The following is a 20,684-nucleotide window of genomic DNA, read 5'->3' as shown; positions in this document are numbered from 1 at the left end:
TTTTTTGTCAAACGACAAGAACATGAATACACTGAAAAGCCGCATGGTATGCGGCTTTTTTGTTTGAAGCATATAAAGTTCCTCACTCCATTACGAATCGGCATGTTACGTTATTTTTTTCTGCTTTTTATAGGTTAAAGGTGTCATGTTCATTGTTTTTCTGAATTGATTGATGAAATAGCTGGTGCTGTTAAATCCTACCTGATTGGATTGGGACGTCCTGCATCATGGCTATGGTTTTGTTCTTAGCTTTGAATAGAGACGCTTCATCCAACAATACATGATATGTTAGAGGTAAACCTCGGATCCGGAATCTTCATAGAGGGAGGATAATGGAATTAGATCGCGAATCATGAGTATACGCGACAAAGTTTATGATTACAGGAGGCTGTGACATGTTGAAGCTATTCGAGTATAACTGGCAAGTTCGCCAAGATTGGTTTGACTGGTGCGATACCGTGAGCGAGGAAGAGTTGTTGAAACAACGCACCGGTGGCATAGGAAGCATTGTCTTCACACTGTATCATATCGTGACCGTTGAATATGCCTGGTTGTGCGGGGATTTGCAAGGGAAAGAGCTGGATATTCCTTCTTTCGAGGATTGTGCCAGCGTCAAAGGATTAAGAGATTATTCGGCCCGAGCCCATGCGGAAATTGCACCCTTCGTCTACGACTGGAATGATAGCTTGGAAGATCGCATCATGGTTGACACGAACCAGGACGGGGAACAGGAAAGATTTACATTCGGTGAAGTGATGCGTCACGTGATCGCCCATGAAATTCATCATATCGGTCAATTGTCTATCTGGTCGCGAGAAATCGGAAAGCAGCCGGTTACTGCAAACTTGATTCATAGAGGGTTATTCGATATAAAATGCTGATGTATTCTATTGAACGATAAACATGCCAGGGTCAGCATATGGACGAGTTCACAGCTATGCAATCGGCAAAGATGCCCGAACTGCTTATCCCCAACGAATGGCGTAAAGAACAAAAATCCTTCAGTTCTAGTATGGAACCGAAGGATTCATCTTTTTGTTCTTACTCCATCTACTTGATATCGAGCCATATCCTATTGGGTTTAGCGGTTTTTTTTGTCACATGCTTTTAGCTTACACAGTGGTTGTCAAAGCTTCTCTGTTCCGAGTACGAAATCGAATATTACTGTAAAAAATTCCGCCCAGAATGATGATCACGCCAATCCACTGAGACCAGCTTATGGTTTCTCCCAGGACTAAAGAGGACATGGCGATGACAACCGGGAATTCGGATGACGTAAGAATGGTTCCCAATCCCGAACCGACATGCGGCATTCCAATCGAATACAGAAGAGGGGGGAGGACGCCGCCGAATATGCCCAGTGCCAATCCGTAAGGAATGATTCCCACCAATACATCCAAGTCGAATAAAAACGTTGGCGGAAAAACGATAAATACGGTCAATACGCCTCCCGTGGAAAGTAGGGCGCTTTTTAAAATGGGAGGGGTTTCCTTTTCAACCGATCCACTCAAAAATACGAATGCGGAAAAGGACGATGCCGCAAGCATTCCCCAGAGGCATCCCTGCCATGATAACACTATGGGTTCTTGGAATAGGATATTGGCTGCCAACACGGAACCAGCCAAAAGCAAGGCGATGGAAATGAGTTTCGTCTTGGTTGGCTTTTTCTTGTGGAATACCCACTCCAACAAGGCTCCGATCCAAACAAATTGGAACAAAATAACGATTGCTAGAGAGGCGCTTAAAGTTTGTAGGGCTTGATAATAAAATATGCCCGTTAACCCGAAGGGAATTCCAGATAGGATAAGCTTTGAAGTCTGGATCCGAGTCAGTTTTTTCTGTTTGGTAAATAACACGGCAAGCCAACAGAGGACAACGCCGAAGAGATACTGTCCTCCGGTTACTGCGGACACGGTGAAACCTGCTGCATAGGCCAATTTAACGAAGGTGGACAAAACCCCATAACTGCAGCCTCCTAAAAAAACGATCAATGCATAGTGCCATAATTTCATCTAATCATTATCCTCCTTAGTTAAACGCAAAAAAGCCACACAAACGACCGTACGGCCTTTGCGTGGCGAAAATGGAGAGATAGCTCTCCAGAAAAGTCCACATCATCCCAAATAGGTTTTAGGTAAGATATTAAGTTCATTTAACAGTATAAAAGCATACTTTGATCCATGTCAATTACTATGCATAAAAATATTAGGGCTGCGCAACAGCCCCAATATAGATGTCAATCAAGATGATTCCATAAGTTGAATGTCAACAAGTATGGACTTCAAATGCTCTCTGGCTGAAGGATTCAGTGGTTGTAACGGAAGAGGGAGGCTGGGACTTGAAATCAAGTTATCCATTTCTGCTGCTGCAGATACTACGCGAAGACTACCATATTGGCGAAATAACGTCCAAATCGGTTCGAGCTGTTTAGAAAGGAGATTGGCTTCGTCTGCAAAGCCCTCCAAAGCCAATCGAGTCATCCTCATGCATGTCTTAGGAAATAAGCCTCCCAGCACCGAGTACCAAGCTTCACAACCTGCATTCAAGCCGGTGGCTGCAAACGGATCATTGCTTACTCCGATGGTTACGCCGGAAGGAATGAGCTCGCGGAGATGGCTTACTCGTGTCTTGGCTGCTTCAGGTTCAGACGGCACTCCAGGGATCTTGATTGAACGTACATTGGGGAGCTCAGCAATTCGGCCATGCAGTTCATCGCTAAAATGAAAATGCGTAGTCCCCGGATTATCATAAACGCAAAGCGGGATAGAGAGTGAGCATGTCACCTGTTTATATAAGGAGTATACTTCTTCATCCGTTAATGCTTGGTAAGAAACAGGAGCTAACAGCACCGCACTTGCTCCTGCTCTTTGTGCGTCTTCTGCCAAACGAAGCACATCAGCCGTGCGCATTGCGCTTATGCTTGTCATCACGGGAATGCCCTCAGCGTAACCGACCGCAAGTTGCAAAACCCGGTAGCGTTCCTCCCGGCTCAGATAGGCATAGTTACCTGTAGAACCCAGTGCCCCGATGGAGTCTACGCCTGCTGCTGCCAATCGTTCAATTAGCTTAACAAATTCATTTTCATTAATTCCTGTTTCATTCATTGGGGTCAGTGGAAAGGCGGATAATCCATGGAACATGAAGCTACACTCCTCCAAATGTTAACTTTCATAAATAACACAAATTATAAGAATCAACTGGACTCACTTAAAGATCCAATTTCAAAACACTCTATTAGGCCAATTTATCAAAGTAATATTGGTGTGTCGGTTTCAAACAAAAAAGTACCTTGATGGAAGTGGATATGCCGTCGGTAGACGGAACCGGAAAAATCGGAAAAGAAGGGGAGGAAAAACTTTTTTTTAAAAAAATTTATGTGAAAACCGGAATGGAATTACTAAATTCGGTCGATATGGACAACTCAACATCAAGATAAATAACGGACTGGAATCTCCCAGGGCCCAATAGGTCGTAGCGATGCAAGAACAGATGCAGCTTGAAGATTCGATTTCTACCTATTAGTAGGCATGTCATTCCATATAACGGAGATGGAAGGACAAGAATCGATAGAAGGAAGCCATCGCAAACCTTGGAGAATCAAAGATGATTTGATATCCATCATTTGAACAAATGCCGACGAAGTTACGGCCAACATTGTAATGTCCAAAAGTAGTCAGAATGTTTCTGTCTAGACAGAAACACGCGGAAGTTAGCTATTTACAGAATCAATAACGCTGGCTAAAATGAGCTTACTGATGCATCAGTTTGGCAATAAATCCTACTTAACCTATTTGAATTATAATTTTACTTGGAGGTTAAACTCTAAAAAATGGAAAAGGTGGTTTCTATGAGAAAACAACGATATTCCGGTTTGTTATGGTTAGGGTTATTGTCGCTATTCTTGATATTGTCTGCTTGCTCCTCCGGATCTGCTAACAAGGAGACGGCCGCATCGCCGCCGACAACTCCAGAAGCGAACGCATCCAGTGAGCCGGCTGAGCAAGGTACGGAGGGCCATTTGCTCGAAGAACCCTTTGCGGCAACCGATTTAAACAAGCTACCGGACAGAGCGAAGCAGCGCAATGATGCCATTATCGTCACTCTGGTGAATCCGAGCGGGGCATTCACACCATATTTCACCCAAGTGGGTTATGACGGTAATGTAAACTCTGTTCTGTACACTCCGCTTGTCCGCGTCGATACCGATGGTTTACCGGTTCCTGGTCTCGCGGAGAAATGGGAAATTTCCGAGGATAAGCTGACGTATACGTATCATCTTCGGGAAGGGCTGAAATACAGCGATGGTTCCCCCATGACAACCGAGGACGTGGAATTTACATGGACCTTGCTTCATGATCCGTCGTATGACGGTCTCAACAGCGTGGTAGAGGCGAAGATCAAGGGAGGTCAAGCCTACAAGGACGGAAAAGCGGATTCCATTGAAGGCATTCAAATTATCGACGAGCGAACGATTTCCGTGACGCTGGAAGAGACCAACGCAACGGCGTTGACGGTGCTTGGCGGACCGATATTGTCCAAAGCGTACTACGGCAAGGATTATCAGTTCGGCAACCTGGACTATATTAAGAACCTGCACGCCAATCCGATCACGAACGGCCCTTACAAGCTGGAGAAGTTCATTCCGGGCCAAGAAGTGCGTTTTGTTGCCAATGAACACTACGTGTTAGGTAAACCGGAGACCGAATACTTCATCTACAAGACGACGGAAGGCGACACTTGGCAGTTTATCGAAACCGGAGAAGTCGACTATGGCAGCTTCTCGGCTACGACGGATAACATCGAGAAACTGAAAGCCCTTGGTTTCCTGAACCTGATTCCGTCCACGGCCAGCAACTACGGCTATAATCAATTCAATCTGGAGAGGGATCCATTGAAAGACAAGCGGGTTCGCCAAGCCTTGACTTACGGCCTGAATCGTCAGCTGATTTACGTGGATTCCAGGCAAGGGGCAGCGTCGATCGCCAACATCCCATCATCTCCGATCCTGTGGTCCTATACCGAGGAGGATATCAACCCGTATCCGTATGATCCGGAAAAAGCAAAACAACTGCTGGATGAAGCGGGCTGGACGGTCGGCGCAGACGGCATTCGGGAGAAGGAAGGGGTCCAGCTTCGTATCAACTATCTGGGATCAAAGAGCCCGAATACCGATATTTTCATTGCCGTTGCCAAAGAGAACTATCAAGAACTCGGGGTTGATTTCGTGCCTGAGCAATTCCCGGACTTTAACACGCTCGTATCCAAGGTCAACAGCGGTGATTATGACATGGCTTCGTTCTCGACGACGATTATCAGCGATCCTTCGCAAGGGGTGGAGCGGTTCATCAAAGGCGAAACGAAGGGCTACGACAATCCGCGCATCGAAGAGCTCTACGCCCAGGGTCTTGCCACGGGCGACGTCGAAGAACGCAAAGCGATTTACCACGAAATGTTCAAAATATTGAATGACGAATTACCGATCATGTTTACCAACTATACCAAATCGGTCATCGCGATCAACGGGCGCATCGACGGTTTCGAATTGAACCCGCTGGCGGGAATCGCATACAGCTTGCCGGGATGGAATCTGCAATAAGCCAGCTGGCAGCTGGAGGGAAGATTAGACTGCTCTATCAAAGAAGACATCTCCTGCCTGAACCCATCAGGCAAGGAGATGACTAATGAAGGAGAGAACATGAGAACCTATTTGCTCCGAAGATGCTTGTACATGCTCTTGATATTAATTGGCGCATCCCTGTTAATCTTCTTCCTGTACTCCCTAACGCCAGGCGATTATGTCGATAACAACTTGAGTTTGAGCGAGGAGCGCAAGGCGGAACTCAGGGAAATCCACGGGTTGAACAAACCTGTCATCGAACGATACGTTAATTGGATGGCCAACATTTTCACAGGCGATTTCGGCTATTCTCTGGCTCAGCAGCGCCCCGTCCTCGACCTGTTTCAGGATTACATATGGAACTCCTTTGTGCTGGCGGTGGTATCCACGTTCTTCACCTGGTTCATCGCGGTCGTCGTGGGCGTTATTACGGCCTATAAGCAATATTCGCTGCTCGATACCCTGGTTATGATCGGCATCTTCGCCGCGATGTCGATTCCTTCGTTCTTTATCGGATTATTCCTGATCAAAGTATTCGCCGTCGATTTAAAGATTCTCCCGCCAGGGGGAATGATTACGACGGGGAGCCGGGCCGAGGGCTGGGACTACGTTGTCGAGGTGCTGCACCATATGCTGCTTCCGGCCGCCGTTATGATATTGCTCGGCGTCGGGTCGCTCACCCGTTATTTCCGCAGCAACATGCTGGAGGTGATCCGGCAGGATTATGTCCGCACCGCCCGTGCGAAAGGGTTGAAAGAGAGAACGGTGCTGTACCGCCACGCATTGAAAAATGCGATGCTGCCCGCAATTACGTTGATCGGTTTCGAATTGCCGGGCCTTTTCGGCGGCTCCATCATCATTGAGAAGATTTTCAATTGGCCGGGCATCGGCCAGTTGTACATGCAATCCTTCACGGTGCGGGATTATCCGCTCCTTATGGGCTTTACGATGTTTTTGGCTATCTTGACGGTCGTCGGGACGCTCATATCCGATATCCTCTACCACACTTCCGATCCCCGGGTCAGGCTTTAAAGAAAGGAGGGATTACCTTGTCGATTCCAACGACGGCAAGTCAAGCCGGAAAAGCCGCCCGAAGAATGGATGTTCCAGACTCCCTGTGGAAGCAATCCACTCGGCAACTTTGGAAAAATAAGCTGGCCGTAGCCGGCTTCGCCTTTATCGTGTTGATGTTTGTCGCATGCTTTATCGGTCCGTTGTTCTCGCCGTATGCGGATGGCAAAATCAATCCTGCCATGATGCACAAGCCTCCAAGCGGCAAGCATTGGCTCGGAACGGACCTGCTCGGCCGCGACGTGCTGACCCGACTCTTGCAAGCAGGCCGAATATCGCTCACGGTCGGTCTTGCATCCATGGCGCTGTCTATGACGATCGGGACGGTTCTCGGCGTCATCTCGGGTTATTATCGTGGAGTAGTCGATCAGTTGATCATGCGAACAGCCGATTTGCTCTTCACGATTCCGGGTCTTCCAATTCTCTTTATCATGGGTGCGCTGATGTCGGATTGGAAGGTTCCGACCGACTATCGGCTGTATCTGGTCATGCTCATGCTCAGCATCATCGGATGGCCCGGCGTAGCTCGGCTCGTCCGCAGCCAAATGCTGACTTTGCGGGAACGAGAGTATATGCTGGCAGCCGACGTGCTTGGTCTCAGCGATAAACGGAAGCTGTTTCGCCATTTGCTGCCTAATGTCTTCCCGCTTCTGATTGTCATCGCCACGCTTAGCATCGGTGGAGCTATACTGTCGGAATCGGTCCTTAGCTTCTTCGGGCTGGGGGTCATGCCTCCAACGCCAACTTGGGGAAATATGATCGATGCGGCCAACAATGTCATCGATTTTGAGAAACGGCCCTGGCTGTGGATTCCACCAGGCTTGGCCATTTTTTTGACGGTCATTGCCATTAACATTTTCGGCGACGGATTGCGAGACGTACTTGATCCTAAACAGAATACAAGCAGGTGAACGGATGATGAATTCATTAATTGAGATCAATCACTTAAGCACTTATTTCGAATCCGGAACCGGAACGGTCAAAGCGGTGGATGATATCAGCTTCCGTATCCGCGAAGGCGAAACGGTATGCGTCGTGGGCGAATCCGGCTGCGGCAAGAGTATTACGGCCATGTCGATCATGGGACTGGTCGAAGGGCCGCACGGGAAGGTGGTGAACGGCAGGATCCAATTTGGGGACAAAGATCTTCTGAAGATCAGCAAAGAAGAGATGCGCCGAATCCGGGGCAACGACATCTCGATCATTTTCCAAGAACCGATGTCCTCCCTGAACCCGGTCATTACCATCGGCAAGCAAATCATGGAGCCGCTCATGCTACATCGGCGAATGAACAAAAAACAAGCTTATGCCCGAGCGCTCGAATTGATCGAGCTGGTCGGCATTTCCCGAGGGGAACAAATCGCGGCTTCCTATCCCCATCAATTGTCGGGAGGCATGCTGCAGCGGATTATGATTGCAATTGCGATCTCGTGCGGCCCCAAGCTGTTAATCGCCGACGAACCGACGACCGCACTGGACGTTACCATCCAGGCGCAGGTGCTGGAAACGCTTAGGGAAAGCAAGGAGCAATCCAATATGTCAATGCTGTTGATCACGCATGATCTTGGCGTAGTGGCCGAGATGGCGGATTATGTCATCGTCATGTACGCGGGGAAAATCGTCGAGGAAGGAGACGTCGAGGAGATCTTCGACCATCCGAAACACCCGTACACGAAGGGATTGTTGAAATCGAAGCCGATCATCGGCCAGCGCTCGGAGCAGTTATACTCCATCCCTGGTCAGGTTCCAAATCCGCTTGAATTGACGGAATCCTGCTATTTTCATGATCGCTGTGAGAGCTGCATGCCCGTCTGCCGAACCCGGCAGCCGTCATTAAGAGAAGTGGAGCCCGGTCACAGGACGGCCTGTTGGTTGTATGAAGAGGAGGCTCGGCATGAGTGAAGCATTGCTGGAAGTACGACATTTAAAAAAATATTTTCCCATCACCGCAGGGCTGCTTAACCGTACCGTCGGTCATGTCAAAGCGGTTGATGACATTAGCTTGAGTATACGGGCCGGAGAAACATTCGGCCTGGTCGGCGAATCCGGCAGCGGCAAAAGCACGGTCGGGCGCACGATTCTTCGGCTTCATGAGAAAACCAGCGGGGACATCCTTTATAAAGGAATCCCGTTTCACGAGCTTCCCAAATCGGAGATGCGCAAACTTAGACCTAAAATGCAGCTTATCTTTCAGGACCCCTACAGCTCGTTGAATCCGCGAATCCGCATCGGAGACGCCATCGGCGAAGCGCTGCTAGAGCACGGTTTGGCCGAAAAAGATGAGGTTCGCAATCAGGTATTGGATGTGCTGGAGGCTTGCGGCTTATCTGCCTATCACTACAATCGGTTTCCGCACGAGTTTTCGGGCGGCCAGCGGCAGCGGATCGGCATTGCCCGCGCTCTGGTGCTGAATCCCGATTTTATTATCGCCGATGAGCCGGTGTCTGCGCTTGATGTATCCATCCAGGCACAGATCATCAATTTGTTTCAAAGGCTTCAGCATAACCGCGGATTAACCTATTTGTTCATTTCGCATGATCTAAGCGTCGTGGAGCATTTGTGCAATCGCATCGGGGTGATGTATCTTGGTTCCATGATGGAAATGGCTTCGCGTGACGAACTGTTCAGCCGTCCGCTGCATCCTTATACGCAAGCATTGTTATCGGCGATCCCTGTTCCGGTTCCGAGGCTGAAGCGGGAGAGAATCGTGCTTAAAGGGGATATTCCAAGTCCGGCCCATCCGCCTTCCGGCTGCAAGTTCCATACACGCTGCCCATATGCCTTGGCGCAGTGCAGGGAGGTCGTGCCCGAGCTCCGAAACGTGGTGGACGATCATTACGTGGCTTGTCATCTCGTTTGAAGCGGCACGCGATTTTCAGATCATTTTATAACACATTGAGGATATGCCTTGGGGCTGTGTCGTCCGCTGCCAAATGTTGTACAATATGAACGAGACAGTTGCTGAATTAACGGCATCCAGTCCGTCATAACAGGTCAAAGAAGGAGTGCAACTTGTTGTCCTATCAATTGGAATTATCGTTCAGTCCCGTCAACGAACTGATCAACAGCCTCCATACGTATCTTTGCAAAAGCTGGCACAAACGGATTGATCTTGGTCCTGACTGGACTCAGAATGTACATGCATCCTTGTCTTCAGAATTCGCCGATCAACTGGAACAGACGGGAATCGATTTGGAATGGAAGCTGCTTCATCTTCTGGCCTATGTGTCCCCGAACAAAAATAGCGTCGAAGATTTTCTATCCTGGCTGCATAAACTCACGTTGGGTGAACTTTATGCCGTGCTGTCGCCGTATGTCCAGACGTTTCCCGAAGATTTCGGCGCGGTACGAAACCGGCAGCATCGGATGCTGTCTGAATGGAATGAAGTCTATTTTAAACATATCGACCCGGGGATCGTCACGGCTTTGCGTGCCGAAGCGGAAGAGAAGACGGGATGGGGTGGATTTGAAGCTTACGAGAAGGCGGCAGCCTTGACGAACGGGTTTTGTTTCGAGCCGGTGAACGGGCTGGAGAAGCTGGTTCTGATTCCGCACTACCATTTTCAGCCCGGCAATATCTTTTATTCGTACGGAAGCCTAACCCTCTGCCATTATGCCTCCAGAATCTGGCCGCATTCCGAGGAAGAGGATGAGCCGTCGCTTCAATTATACCGGCTGCTCCGCAGCCTGAGCGAGAAGAGTCGTTTGCGAATCCTGCACTTTTTGCGCAGCGAACCGCGCACTTTTATCGAAGTGGTTCGTCATCTCGGCATATCCAAAGGCATAACGCATGACCATATTTTCAATTTGCGCTGCGCGGGGCTGCTCAATGTTCATGTCGTCGGGGAGACGGTATCGACCTATAGTTTAAGAGTGGAACGAATTCAACAAATCGAACAGGGGCTCTTCGATTATTTGGGAATGAACCCTAGCCTATTATCCAATCGAGTTAATGAAATAGTATCACCGAGCAACGAGTGTTGACCGAATCGTCGGAGACACAGCTTTAAGCAGAGATACTGCTTAGCTGTGTCTTTTTTCGTTAAAATCATTAATATTTTAAAGGAGCGAGATACGATGACTACATTAAATGAATATTTAGCGCAAAAGAAAGCGGCGGCGGAGTCCCTGCGTTCTCAAGCGGAGCAAGACCCCAAGCCGAATACTTATTCGGCCAAGGTACAGGCGAAAGGCCGCAGCGGCGTTCGTGAAATACGCATACGCGACTTCCAAATCATCAGCGACAGTCCCGAGAATTATGCCGGATATAGCCTCGGTCCATCATCACCAGAAATTCAGCTTGGCGTACTAGGCAGCTGCCTGACTCATATTACATTGATTCAGGCAGCGGAACGGGGCGTATCGCTGGAATCCCTTGAAGTCGAAGTCACGGGTCAATTGCACCCGCTTGCCGGCAAACCGGGATACGAGGATATTCCTATCTATCCGCATAATATCGAATATAACATTTACATCGTATCCGAAGAATCCGCTGAAACCATCGCCGATCTTCATAAAGCGGTTGAACGCGTATGTCCGATTTACAACCTGTTGAAATATCCGCAATCGATATCCGGTGAATTGGTGCATCGATCGCCTGCCGGACAGCCAGAAGGTTCTTCCCTCTAGAAATGAATGAAATTCCGCCTAACCGGCAGCGGTATGAAGCTACTTGGAACCAGGTGCTAACGCTAATGCCGTGGACGGTGCTCTGCGGCGGAATCGCTTGGTTGAATGCTCGCCACTTGAACATTCACACGCTTGGGGAAGGGATCGCAACCGGCATGGGCGCGGCTGTGCAGCGACAACGCCTATGGCTGCTTCTCATAGCCGTGGGACTTGCCGGATCATCGGTCGCTCTGGTCGGAGCCGTGGGGTTTATCGGCCTGATTGGACCGCAAATAGCTAAAAGGATAAGCCGTCACGATACGATTCGTGGCGGCTTATTCGTGCGAATAACATAGTTCAACTCACAGTATAATTCTATGATATGGTATTCTACTTACGAATCAAATCCGGACAAGAAACCGTTCGAATCGGTTAAGGAGGATCGTATGAACATTACCGGTATACAATCTGACTGGAAAGTGGAAAAAATCGAATTCGCCAAGTTAACGGGTGAACGAGCCAGAAGCGCGGGGGCCAATGGCAGAATCGGCGTTCATGGCAAAAGCTGCACAGTGGATATCGCCAGAATTACGATTGATGGACAAACAGGTTACGGTAGCTCAATTCATATGACACCGGAATGGGCCGAAGATGTAATAGGCCGCCGTTTGCTTGATTTATTCGATGACCGTGGCAGACTGCGGGAAGCGTATCGTTTGCAATTGGAATACCCTGTGCTCGATTGGTTAGGACAGAGACAAGGCAAACCAGTGTATGACTTAGTGTCCGGTGCCCACCTGGAAAAGGGAGCCTCATTGGTTGTCCCCTGCTATGATACCTCTCTATACTTCGACGATTTGCATTTGGCCGATGAGAGGGCCGCGGTCGCGCTGATGCAGGAAGAAGCGATGCAAGGTTATGCGAAGGGCCAACGTCATTATAAGATTAAGGTTGGCCGAGGCGGACGCCATATGCCGCTCTGGGAAGGGACGAAACGAGATATCGCAATCGTGCGCGGGATCTCGGAAGTGGCAGGTCCCGCAGGCAAGATCATGATCGATGCGAATAATGCCTATAATTTGAACTTAACCAAAGAGGTCTTGGCGGCTTTATCGGATGTGAATCTGTATTGGCTGGAAGAAGCGTTTCATGAGGATGAAGCCTTGTACGAGGACCTGAAGGAATGGCTCGGGCAACGTGGGCAGAATGTGCTTATCGCGGATGGGGAAGGGCTTGCCTCACCTCATCTTATTGAGTGGGCGACTCGCGGCCGTGTTGATGTACTGCAGTACGATATCATTTGGCCTGGTTTCACGCATTGGATGGAATTAGGCGAGAAGTTGGATGCCCATGGTTTGCGGTCTGCGCCTCATTGTTACGGCAATGCTTATGGCATTTACGCGTCGGGACATTTGTCTGCCGCAGTGCGAAACTTCGAATTTGTGGAATATGACGACATCACGATTGAAGGAATGGATGTATCAGGCTATCGAATCGAAAACGGAGAGATTCATGTTCCGGCCACGCCGGGTTTCGGCATCGTCTTCGACGATGAACTTGTAACTTACCTTATAAACCGATCCGGCTGGTCCTGAGATCAGTTGAGTAATGGCAGCATGCAACTGAGCAAGCGAAGTGGATTCATAGCCGTGTTCCCAGAACAGAGAAAGTGGAGGGACTTTCTTATCTCATATGAAAATTAGCCGGAGGAATGTTAGTATATAGGAACTATCGCCATGCCTTTAGCAGAACTAGTTCAGACAAAAAGGCAGCCGTTCATAAAATCGGCTGCCTTTGTTCTATCAACGGCCAGGATTGTTGAACATATAATATCCGTGTCAGAGGAAATGCAATTGACAAACCAACTACTACGTGTTACTTTATAGAAGTAGTAAGTAACACTTCATACCAGTGCTACAGAATAGCCAGCGGTAATTGTGCTGGAAAACCTAACGGAATTGCTCAAAGGGATGCTTGAAGGTGTGTCCTTGGAATTATATGCCGCATTGAAACCTAAGGCTACGAAATCACGCGGCGACTGAACTTCCGTGTTGTGGAGGGAAGGGTGTACGTGGAGCGCGCGGAGCTGAAAAGGTTCTGGGAAACATGGGAGTTCGTATCATCAACAATTAACGAGTTAAAGGAGAATTAATCATGAATTTTTGGGAAAAAATCACTGGCAGCGACATGACTAAAGAATTTAAAACTTTTGAATCACGAGCCAAGAAGCTGCCGGCTGATTATCAAGCTGCATGGAATGAAATTAATGCCAATCTTTGGCCGCACTCCGATTTCACCGGTCGCAACCTCATGCCAATTCTTGACGGCGTGCTTGGCTTGCTCGAAGAATCGGCGGCGGAAGGTCAGAATGTCCAAGAGGTTTTGGGTAACGATATCAAGGGTTTCTGTTCAGCGCTGGCCGGCGAAGAAGGAGCAAAGTCTTTTCGTGACAAGTGGCGCGAGCAGCTCAACAATAATATCGCTAAAAAATTAGGTAAATAGGAGGATAACATGAGAATACAAGATATCATCGAAGGCAAAAAAGAGTGGCGAGCGCATGTGGCGCGTGTCAAAGCACTCCCGAAAGATTATCAGATTGTTTATAAAGAGATTCAAAAATATCTCTTTAAGGTCGGCCCTGTTGAACTAACCGACGGGACGGGTTTGCTCTCGGGGATTATCGATCTTTTTGAAGAGGGCGCGGCCGCGGGAAAAGGCGTGCTCGAAGTAACGGGCAGTGACGTAGCGGCTTTCTGCGACGATCTTATCAAAGATTCAAAAACTTACGCTGATATCTATCAAGAATCATTTGACCAAAGCAAGGCCATAAAAAAGATTACGGATAAAACAAAGTAAAAGTGGGATATAGGTGACTTTGAGATTCGAATGATAGTCGGCTTTATTTGTTAGACGTATATAAGGGAGCTGGCCAATGCTAGTTCCTTTCGCTTTCTGTCCCTTCTTAAGTCCCGTCGTCATACTGGCAAAAAGATCGTCCATATGATTTTCGGCAACGAAATGGGATTTTACAATGGTCAGATTCATTTTCTATGGACCATTAACGGGAAGGTGTACCCGTAGGGACGCGGTCTGTAAACTTGCCTAACTAACTAATACATCATTTTTTTCGGCAGTTATTTCCTAACTCTTACGAGTTAAGTGGTGTAGCATATAATTGAAACCGTTTTAAATGGAACTTATAACTTGTGCCCTGCGTCATATTATTTAGAACAAACGGAAGGAATGGGAGGTTATACGTTGTCGCTAACGCTGCCCGCACTTCATGTCATGGGGGATATCACTGTTAACAAGGGATCCGTTCTGGGGGTGCGAACGATTGATGATTTCGAATTGGTATTCTTTCCGACGGGGTCCCGAACCGTTTACGAAAACGACCGGGGCGAATTTCTGCTGGATCGGCCCGGCATTGTTTTCACCTGTCCCGGAGAGCCGCATAGGTACCGGTTTGATCCGCTCGTTCCCACCAGGCATTTATATGTCCACTTCGAATATACAGCATTCCGGGAAACCTTCTGCAGACAGGACGATAGCCGAGGGGAATGCCAGGACTGGTCGGTGATTGCCGGGGGAAGTCTTGTTCCCTCCCTATTGAAACAAATGCTCAAAATTGTGCATGTAAAACCCCGCGGCTGGCAGAGAAGAGGAGCCATTTTGCTATTGAGCGTTCTGGAGGAATGGCAGGCGATCGATGAAGACGATTCGCGCTCTTCCATGAACCTGCCTGCCCCGATTATCAAGGCATTGGATTATATGGAACAACATCTTCATCACCAAATTACCATTGAAGAGATTGCGGGCAGTTCCGGCTGGACTCATGAGCACTTTACCCGAATGTTTGTCCGCTGGATTGGGATCCCTCCCCAGAAGGCTTTGCTGGAACGCCGTCTACGGAGAGCGGAACAGCTATTAATCCAAGCGGAGCGAACGATCAAACAAATCGCTTACGATGTCGGGTTTGCCGATGAGCACTATTTCTCCCGCATGTTCAAACGGACACGTGGTGTCACTGCCGTGGAATTCCGCGATCGTTTTGCGGATCCGTTATTTCGTCATTTGGCCATGACTGAAGAGGAGGAGTCCGCTTATCCCTTGAACCGGCATTTTGTCGCTCTGAATCAGGAACGGACATGATAACGGATATCAAATCAGTCCACCGTTTTCCGTGTCCTCTCCATTGAGAACGCTTTTGAAATCCTTCACACTTAAGGTAATCAATTCATGTGGAGGGATCAGCATGGGGCAGACTTATGTACCTAAGGCCAAACTAAGAGAAGGCCGTTATTATGTAACGGTAGAGCAATACAAGCACTATCACAGAGATGGTTTCCTTATTGTTGAAGGACTGTTGGATCCGAAAGAAATAGAGCATTATGCAGCGTGGGCAGAGAGACTGCGGATTGAACATGAGGGGAAACGTCAAGAGGCATCTACGGAAGATAAGGATCCTCTCAAATCGGAGTTTGCCGAGAAAACGAGGGTCCATATGATCTCCCGCGTCCATCCGGAAGGGGAGCAGCTGATGCTTCATCCCCGGATTTTGGATGTGCTTGAGGCGCTTATCGGGCCCGATGTCTATGCTCTGCAATCGATGATGTTCTTTAACCCGCCGGGAAAAGGGGGGCAAGGTTGGCATCAGGATGCATATTACATCAAGACCCATCCCGACACACTAATCGGAGCCTGGATTGCCCTGGAGGATGCCGATGAAGAGAATGGGTGTTTGTGGGTCGTTCCCGGTTCCAATCACGAACCGATTTACCCACCGCCAGGGGATAACGGCGGCAGTGTTCATGCTAAAGAAGCATTCACCGATCTCCATTCCGTGGAGAATGTCAGTCACCTTGACGATGAGGTCAACACGTTATCCAAAGTGGTGTCCAATTATCCGGCCCCCATTCCAGTGCGAATGAAGCCTGGAGATGTGCTGTTCTTTGATTCCCATTTGTTCCACCGTTCATATCGGAACCGAACGAAGGACCGTTATCGCCGCTCCTATGTGTGCCATTATTGTAACGCTCGGTCGTTCGTTCCGTGGGACCATGACGGTTATGAAGGCGAAAGCGGGAATTACCGCCAGATTTTGGCCCGCGGCCGGACGCATCTTGCTTATGCGGAACCGATATTTGATACCCCGGTAGATATTACGCAGCACGATGAGATACCCGAATCATCCAGCGTGACGTTGATGGGCATGGATGACGGCATGATGCTGCCTGTCGTACAGGTGAAAAAAGAACAGGACTAGAGGTGAAAATTGCATAAGAGGAAAAGTCCCTCAGTTCAATGATCGAACTGAGGGCTCATTGTTTTATTGCACTGACTGCTTGATAGGTGGAGCAGTCAGTAGACGAATAAGATAACAGGTGCTTCCCCAAAACCCTTTTTAGTTTCGATGATTGACTTGATGGTATCCCTATTGTAAAATTTTGTTACATTAATATCGGTAATACACGTACTCAAAAGTAAGGGGATGATTGATCCATGATTCATCAGCGCGAATGTCCAGTCGAAACACTCCTGCATGTTTTAAGCGGCAAATGGAAGCCTTTGATTTTATGGCATTTGATTGAATCCACAAAGCGATTCAACGATCTGGAAAAGCTTATACCTGATGTTTCACAAAAAATGCTTTCCCAACATCTCCGAGATTTGGAACGCGAAGGCATAGTCGACCGAACGGTCTACCCTGCTATCCCTCCAAAAGTTGAATATTCCCTTAGTGAATATGGCAGAACATTGATTCCTGTAGCAGAAGTCATGTGTGCTTGGGGAGAAAATCATAATAAGCGGAAGTATGAAGAGTCAGCGTCATAAAGCTGATTTAAAGAAATCGAATCTAATTCAATCAACCCATAACACAAGCTGCCACGGAATTCCGGGCAGCTTTTTTTCGTCTACAGCCGCACAATCTGCCACAAGGTTTTTCCTATCGTCCCGACCTCCGCGCACAATATGGGTTCTCTTTCTGTGAAGCTTACTTTTAAGTAAGTACCCTACTTTAAAGTGGGTTCTTAACATCTTTTTGAAGCGATGCTAAGCTTGAGTCAACCAAATATTGGAGCCGTTAAAGAGGAGGAAAGAACAATGAACATTATTGTTTTTGGAGCAACGGGAAATACGGGGAAAAGAGTGTTGGCACAAGGAATAAAAATGGGGCACAAAATGACCGCGTTTGTGCGGAATTCTGAGAAGCTATATGATCAACTAGGTGAACATTCCGCAAAGCATGTGAAGGTGATCGTGGACGATATGTTGAACCCAGTAAGCGTCAGCGAGGCGCTTGCGCATCAAGACGCTGCTATTATTGCGGCCGGACATGCGGGACAGGGAGAAGAGTTTGTTCGTATCGTCGATAACATCATAAGCCGATGTGAATTGGAGCCTAGTTTCTCTGGGCGGGTATGGGTCATGGGAGGAGCCGGTTTGCTGGATATTCCATATACCGATCTGATCGGCAACCATTTACCCGGCTTCCCGCCCGAGTATAAAAATCACAACCTGAATTTCGAAAGGCTGCAACGGACTGGGCTCGATTGGTCCATGATGTGTCCGGGAACCATGATGGATTCAAGAGAGCATCCAGATCCGGTTCAGCTACATGTAACAGCGGAAACCTTGCCCGTTCCGATGTCGGAGATGATCAAGGAATTTTCCGAGGCAGAAATTGCCGGTCATTTGTTCAGCCGATTTCAAGAACTCAATGTTGCTTATGACGATGTTGTAATGTGTTTGCTCAACCATCTTGAGCTCGGAGGAGCATTTAAAAGGAAAAGGGTCGGGCTAGCCTATCAAAGCAAGATTTCGGTGCGCTGAGGAGAAGAGGGAGTATGGGTTTGTTTGGATTACTGCTTGTTTTTCATATATTGGCTTCGATCGCCATCATTGGCCCCGCTTTCGTAATGCCCTTCATTCGAAGATCCGCTAGAACCGTCGGCCAGCTGCACTTTACTTTTGGTATAACGACCAAACTTGCCATCATACCTAAAATGGGCGGCATTCTACTTATTGTAACCGGGGTTTGGCTTATGATCATAACCAAGATGGGGATATCCCAAATGTGGTTGAATGTGTCCATCCTTTTATCGCTCCTCATGATCGTCCTAATCGACGGATGGATCGAGCCCCGTTTGAAAAAGATCATCAAGCTCATATCTGAAAATCAAGACCAGAGTAATGAAATACCCGCCGAGTTCGGACTGCTGATCAAAAAGATCGTCCCCATCGAGACGGCAGCACAGCTGATGATGATTGCCATATTGGTGCTTATGGTCTTAAAACCTTTTTAAGGAGCCGATGGAGCATCTTAACTTACTTTTATAGCCACATGATTTTGGTGATATAATTAGGAAAGTGCTGGGTTAAGAGAAAAGGCGGTCATTGAAATTGGGATTTTAAAAGCGGGTTATGGTCTAGACCAATTGAGTTCTTGGATAGATGAACCGCCTAAGGACCGCGAGGCTGTGTATGAGTTGTTTAAGTTTGAGGGGGAGTGGGCGGGTGCCAACTTTTTAAATGAAGCCAAAATTCACTGACAATCTGACGAAAGATAAGGGAATGATAGCCAAGAAACGGCAGCCGATCCAGCTGCCGTATTCTGAACTAAAGAACACCATTTGTTCCGTTAACGAGCTGCGCCAGGGACATAGCAAATGATTTTGGAGGTCTTTATGAGAGAAGCGAAGGTTCTAACAAAAGCAAAGAGTAAGGCAAGAGAAATTAAACGAAATGTTTTTGTTTTGTTCCTGGCCTATAAAGATCCAAGAGTACCTTGGTACGCAAAGTTGTTTGCGGTTTTAGTGGTTGCCTATGCTTTCAGTCCGATCGATTTGATACCGGATTTCATACCCGTTTTAGGTTATCTTGATGATTTGATTATCGTGCCTTTAGGAATTACGATCGCCCTTAAAATGATTCCACAATCGGTTATTGAAGAATGTAGAGCTAAAGCGGAGGAGATCAGGGAGCAGGGAAAACCGAAAAACTGGGTGACCGGTGCGTTATTCATTTTGATATGGGTATTAATCGCCGTATGGGTCGGAAGCATCTGCTATAAATTATTTACTTAAGGTAGGTTATAACTGCTCTCAATTGCATCTTTTCACCTCTTAATCAGCTCACTGTTTACGGATTACAGCAAAGTGCTCACTTGCTATTTATTGTGCTTCCGAAATACCTATAAAAGTCGCTATTTTAGCGGCTTTTTTTGTTTTGTCCGTACAAGATCTAGTCCCTAGCCGAGGACAAAAGCGGGTGTCGATTACCAATAAACTTTGTTCATGCTCCGTTCATATTGCATTCATTGAGAGGACATCTTGGTTGGCTAGACTTGTATTAGTGTACCCCATGGCCAGTGTACAGTTAGACAAGAAGGAGCTGAAGAGTTTGACACAACCAGCAGGAAAGGAAGTAAGGAATAGTACAAAAACAAAGAGAGTACTACATATTTTGCTTAAAATAATCGTCGCAGTAGTTATAGCCATCCTGCTTTTTATCGCCACCGTGTATACCGTAAATAAAATCAGCAGTCATGCAGAACAAAAAAGAATGGAGCCATACGGTCAGCGTATAGCTGTAGATGGAAAACAGATGAATGTTTTCATTCAAGGTCAAGGTGAAGAAACCATTGTGATTCTTCCCGGTTATGGAACAGCGGCACCTGCACTTGATTTTAAGCCGCTCATATCAGAGTTAATCCCTTATTATAAAGTCGTCGTGATTGAACCTTTTGGTTACGGTTTGAGCGATCGAACCCAGAAGGAGCGCAGTACAGCAAATATCGTAAGTGAAATTCACGAAGCGTTACAAAGTCTCCAGATCAATCGTTATATCCTCATGGCTCATTCCATTTCGGGGCTCTATAGTCTGGATTACGTGAACCAATATCCAGATGAAGTGCGTGCGTTTATCGGGCTGGATAGCAGCGTTCCGTCTCTGAGCGAACAGAAGATTGATTCGTCAGACACAGAACCGGTTAAATGGTTCCGCAACTTGGGCTTCGCCCGGTTACAATTGAAACTAAGCGCTGACCCTTATGAAGGACTGCCGTATGATCAACAAACCAAAGAACAATTGAACATTATGATACGCAAAAACATGTATAACAACACGCAATTAAATGAGGCAGTGAGCATGTATTCCAACTTTAAAGCAGCAGAACAGCTGGATTTTCCTCCCGATTTACCTATTCTTTTCTTTGTTCAAGCGAAGCACCCTGTGACGGACCGATGGATCCCCGAGCATGAGAAGCAATTAGAGGAATCTGTACATGGAGAAATGGTTTTATTGGACGCGGGACATTATTTATATCGTTCTCATCCAAAAGAAATCTCGGACGAAATTAGGGATTTTACGGGCGGGATAAAATAAT

The 20,684-nt window shown here is 47.6% G+C and carries 22 protein-coding genes and 2 pseudogenes; 21 read left to right on the top strand and 3 right to left on the bottom strand.

Annotation, left to right across the window (positions count from 1 at the left end; all coding sequences use genetic code 11):
• Positions 1 to 105: 105 nt before the first annotated feature.
• A pseudogene (locus MHH82_RS17200) lies at positions 106 to 219 on the bottom strand (AraC family transcriptional regulator); the annotation flags it as partial.
• 176 nt (positions 220 to 395) lie between these two features.
• Here MHH82_RS17200 and MHH82_RS17195 point away from each other — a divergent pair.
• Entirely contained in the window at positions 396 to 881 is a 486-nt protein-coding gene (locus MHH82_RS17195; protein WP_145038388.1) for a DinB family protein, read from the top strand.
• A gap of 231 nt (positions 882 to 1,112) precedes the next feature.
• Here the strand turns inward: MHH82_RS17195 and MHH82_RS17190 are convergent, their stop codons facing one another.
• Together MHH82_RS17190 and MHH82_RS17185 are read right to left on the bottom strand one after the other, a co-directional pair.
• On the bottom strand, positions 1,113 to 2,012 hold the full coding sequence (locus tag MHH82_RS17190) for an EamA family transporter (RefSeq protein WP_340966954.1): 900 nt from the start codon (positions 2,010 to 2,012) through the stop codon (positions 1,113 to 1,115).
• Positions 2,013 to 2,240: 228 nt separating this feature from the next.
• Positions 2,241 to 3,140 (bottom strand): dihydrodipicolinate synthase family protein, encoded by a 900-nt coding sequence (locus MHH82_RS17185; RefSeq protein WP_036660650.1) that lies wholly within the window; start codon positions 3,138 to 3,140, stop codon positions 2,241 to 2,243.
• Positions 3,141 to 3,847: 707 nt separating this feature from the next.
• On the opposite strand from MHH82_RS17185, the gene MHH82_RS17180 reads away from it, so the two are divergent.
• The 20 genes and pseudogenes from MHH82_RS17180 to MHH82_RS17085 all read left to right on the top strand — a co-directional run bounded on the left by MHH82_RS17180 (position 3,848) and on the right by MHH82_RS17085 (position 20,683).
• Positions 3,848 to 5,596: an ABC transporter substrate-binding protein gene (locus MHH82_RS17180; protein ID WP_340966953.1), complete on the top strand. Its 1,749-nt coding sequence runs from the start codon at positions 3,848 to 3,850 to the stop codon at positions 5,594 to 5,596.
• A 99-nt stretch (positions 5,597 to 5,695) separates the two neighbouring features.
• The gene (locus MHH82_RS17175) at positions 5,696 to 6,649 is read left to right on the top strand and encodes an ABC transporter permease (protein WP_015735600.1); all 954 of its coding nucleotides are present in this window, start codon (positions 5,696 to 5,698) and stop codon (positions 6,647 to 6,649) included.
• A 65-nt stretch (positions 6,650 to 6,714) separates the two neighbouring features.
• Positions 6,715 to 7,599 carry an oligopeptide ABC transporter permease gene (gene opp4C / locus MHH82_RS17170; RefSeq protein ID WP_235201683.1) on the top strand — a complete coding sequence of 295 codons (885 nt, stop codon included), beginning with the start codon at positions 6,715 to 6,717 and terminating at the stop codon, positions 7,597 to 7,599.
• Positions 7,600 to 7,606: 7 nt separating this feature from the next.
• Positions 7,607 to 8,590 carry an ABC transporter ATP-binding protein gene (locus MHH82_RS17165; RefSeq protein WP_036660646.1) on the top strand — a complete coding sequence of 328 codons (984 nt, stop codon included), beginning with the start codon at positions 7,607 to 7,609 and terminating at the stop codon, positions 8,588 to 8,590.
• Entirely contained in the window at positions 8,583 to 9,548 is a 966-nt protein-coding gene (locus tag MHH82_RS17160; RefSeq protein ID WP_340966950.1) for an ABC transporter ATP-binding protein, read from the top strand. Before MHH82_RS17165 ends, MHH82_RS17160 begins: the two co-directional genes overlap by 8 nt.
• 155 nt (positions 9,549 to 9,703) lie before the next feature.
• The gene (locus MHH82_RS17155) at positions 9,704 to 10,672 is read left to right on the top strand and encodes an ArsR/SmtB family transcription factor (protein WP_340966948.1); all 969 of its coding nucleotides are present in this window, start codon (positions 9,704 to 9,706) and stop codon (positions 10,670 to 10,672) included.
• Positions 10,673 to 10,765: 93 nt separating this feature from the next.
• Positions 10,766 to 11,317: an OsmC family protein gene (locus MHH82_RS17150; RefSeq protein ID WP_340966946.1), complete on the top strand. Its 552-nt coding sequence runs from the start codon at positions 10,766 to 10,768 to the stop codon at positions 11,315 to 11,317.
• A gap of 2 nt (positions 11,318 to 11,319) precedes the next feature.
• Positions 11,320 to 11,652, top strand: coding sequence for an iron chelate uptake ABC transporter family permease subunit (locus tag MHH82_RS17145; RefSeq protein WP_340966944.1), 333 nt, complete (start codon positions 11,320 to 11,322; stop codon positions 11,650 to 11,652).
• A gap of 90 nt (positions 11,653 to 11,742) precedes the next feature.
• Complete coding sequence (locus MHH82_RS17140; protein WP_340966942.1) at positions 11,743 to 12,891, top strand: enolase C-terminal domain-like protein; 1,149 nt, start codon at positions 11,743 to 11,745, stop codon at positions 12,889 to 12,891.
• A 342-nt stretch (positions 12,892 to 13,233) separates the two neighbouring features.
• Positions 13,234 to 13,310, top strand: a pseudogene (locus tag MHH82_RS41670) (PadR family transcriptional regulator); the annotation flags it as partial.
• A gap of 140 nt (positions 13,311 to 13,450) precedes the next feature.
• Positions 13,451 to 13,798 carry a DUF1048 domain-containing protein gene (locus tag MHH82_RS17130; RefSeq protein ID WP_145038400.1) on the top strand — a complete coding sequence of 116 codons (348 nt, stop codon included), beginning with the start codon at positions 13,451 to 13,453 and terminating at the stop codon, positions 13,796 to 13,798.
• Between the two features lie 9 nt (positions 13,799 to 13,807).
• A complete protein-coding gene (locus MHH82_RS17125) occupies positions 13,808 to 14,152 on the top strand; it encodes a DUF1048 domain-containing protein (protein ID WP_036660636.1) in 345 nt (114 codons plus the stop codon).
• A gap of 402 nt (positions 14,153 to 14,554) precedes the next feature.
• Positions 14,555 to 15,448 (top strand): helix-turn-helix domain-containing protein, encoded by an 894-nt coding sequence (locus MHH82_RS17120; RefSeq protein WP_015735590.1) that lies wholly within the window; start codon positions 14,555 to 14,557, stop codon positions 15,446 to 15,448.
• Positions 15,449 to 15,551: 103 nt separating this feature from the next.
• On the top strand, positions 15,552 to 16,562 hold the full coding sequence (locus MHH82_RS17115) for a phytanoyl-CoA dioxygenase family protein (RefSeq protein ID WP_015735589.1): 1,011 nt from the start codon (positions 15,552 to 15,554) through the stop codon (positions 16,560 to 16,562).
• 236 nt (positions 16,563 to 16,798) lie between these two features.
• Positions 16,799 to 17,131, top strand: a complete 333-nt coding sequence (locus tag MHH82_RS17110) for a winged helix-turn-helix transcriptional regulator (protein WP_015735588.1) — start codon at positions 16,799 to 16,801, stop codon at positions 17,129 to 17,131.
• Positions 17,132 to 17,401: 270 nt separating this feature from the next.
• Positions 17,402 to 18,130 (top strand): NAD(P)-dependent oxidoreductase, encoded by a 729-nt coding sequence (locus tag MHH82_RS17105; protein ID WP_251496332.1) that lies wholly within the window; start codon positions 17,402 to 17,404, stop codon positions 18,128 to 18,130.
• Between the two features lie 14 nt (positions 18,131 to 18,144).
• A complete protein-coding gene (locus MHH82_RS17100) occupies positions 18,145 to 18,603 on the top strand; it encodes a DUF2269 family protein (RefSeq protein WP_015735586.1) in 459 nt (152 codons plus the stop codon).
• A 226-nt stretch (positions 18,604 to 18,829) separates the two neighbouring features.
• On the top strand, positions 18,830 to 18,970 hold the full coding sequence (locus MHH82_RS17095) for a hypothetical protein (RefSeq protein WP_340966937.1): 141 nt from the start codon (positions 18,830 to 18,832) through the stop codon (positions 18,968 to 18,970).
• Between the two features lie 14 nt (positions 18,971 to 18,984).
• On the top strand, positions 18,985 to 19,383 hold the full coding sequence (locus MHH82_RS17090) for a YkvA family protein (protein ID WP_251496329.1): 399 nt from the start codon (positions 18,985 to 18,987) through the stop codon (positions 19,381 to 19,383).
• Between the two features lie 316 nt (positions 19,384 to 19,699).
• A complete protein-coding gene (locus MHH82_RS17085; RefSeq protein WP_445661972.1) occupies positions 19,700 to 20,683 on the top strand; it encodes an alpha/beta fold hydrolase in 984 nt (327 codons plus the stop codon).
• Position 20,684: the final 1 nt, after the last annotated feature.

Source organism: Bacillus sp. FSL K6-6540 (assembly GCF_038007545.1).
This window is presented reverse-complemented; position numbering and strand designations above follow the sequence as displayed.

Excerpts from the sequence above, each read along its gene's own strand:
- MHH82_RS17195 (WP_145038388.1), top strand. The coding sequence starts at position 396 with ATGTTGAAGCTATTCGAGTATAACTGGCAAGTTCGCCAAGATTGGTTT.
- MHH82_RS17190 (WP_340966954.1), bottom strand. The coding sequence starts at position 2,012 with ATGAAATTATGGCACTATGCATTGATCGTTTTTTTAGGAGGCTGCAGT.
- MHH82_RS17185 (WP_036660650.1), bottom strand. The coding sequence starts at position 3,140 with ATGTTCCATGGATTATCCGCCTTTCCACTGACCCCAATGAATGAAACA.
- MHH82_RS17180 (WP_340966953.1), top strand. The coding sequence starts at position 3,848 with ATGAGAAAACAACGATATTCCGGTTTGTTATGGTTAGGGTTATTGTCG.
- MHH82_RS17175 (WP_015735600.1), top strand. The coding sequence starts at position 5,696 with ATGAGAACCTATTTGCTCCGAAGATGCTTGTACATGCTCTTGATATTA.
- opp4C (WP_235201683.1), top strand. The coding sequence starts at position 6,715 with ATGGATGTTCCAGACTCCCTGTGGAAGCAATCCACTCGGCAACTTTGG.
- MHH82_RS17165 (WP_036660646.1), top strand. The coding sequence starts at position 7,607 with ATGAATTCATTAATTGAGATCAATCACTTAAGCACTTATTTCGAATCC.
- MHH82_RS17160 (WP_340966950.1), top strand. The coding sequence starts at position 8,583 with ATGAGTGAAGCATTGCTGGAAGTACGACATTTAAAAAAATATTTTCCC.
- MHH82_RS17150 (WP_340966946.1), top strand. The coding sequence starts at position 10,766 with ATGACTACATTAAATGAATATTTAGCGCAAAAGAAAGCGGCGGCGGAG.
- MHH82_RS17145 (WP_340966944.1), top strand. The coding sequence starts at position 11,320 with ATGAATGAAATTCCGCCTAACCGGCAGCGGTATGAAGCTACTTGGAAC.
- MHH82_RS17140 (WP_340966942.1), top strand. The coding sequence starts at position 11,743 with ATGAACATTACCGGTATACAATCTGACTGGAAAGTGGAAAAAATCGAA.
- MHH82_RS17130 (WP_145038400.1), top strand. The coding sequence starts at position 13,451 with ATGAATTTTTGGGAAAAAATCACTGGCAGCGACATGACTAAAGAATTT.
- MHH82_RS17125 (WP_036660636.1), top strand. The coding sequence starts at position 13,808 with ATGAGAATACAAGATATCATCGAAGGCAAAAAAGAGTGGCGAGCGCAT.
- MHH82_RS17115 (WP_015735589.1), top strand. The coding sequence starts at position 15,552 with ATGGGGCAGACTTATGTACCTAAGGCCAAACTAAGAGAAGGCCGTTAT.
- MHH82_RS17110 (WP_015735588.1), top strand. The coding sequence starts at position 16,799 with ATGATTCATCAGCGCGAATGTCCAGTCGAAACACTCCTGCATGTTTTA.
- MHH82_RS17105 (WP_251496332.1), top strand. The coding sequence starts at position 17,402 with ATGAACATTATTGTTTTTGGAGCAACGGGAAATACGGGGAAAAGAGTG.
- MHH82_RS17100 (WP_015735586.1), top strand. The coding sequence starts at position 18,145 with ATGGGTTTGTTTGGATTACTGCTTGTTTTTCATATATTGGCTTCGATC.
- MHH82_RS17095 (WP_340966937.1), top strand. The coding sequence starts at position 18,830 with ATGAAGCCAAAATTCACTGACAATCTGACGAAAGATAAGGGAATGATA.
- MHH82_RS17090 (WP_251496329.1), top strand. The coding sequence starts at position 18,985 with ATGAGAGAAGCGAAGGTTCTAACAAAAGCAAAGAGTAAGGCAAGAGAA.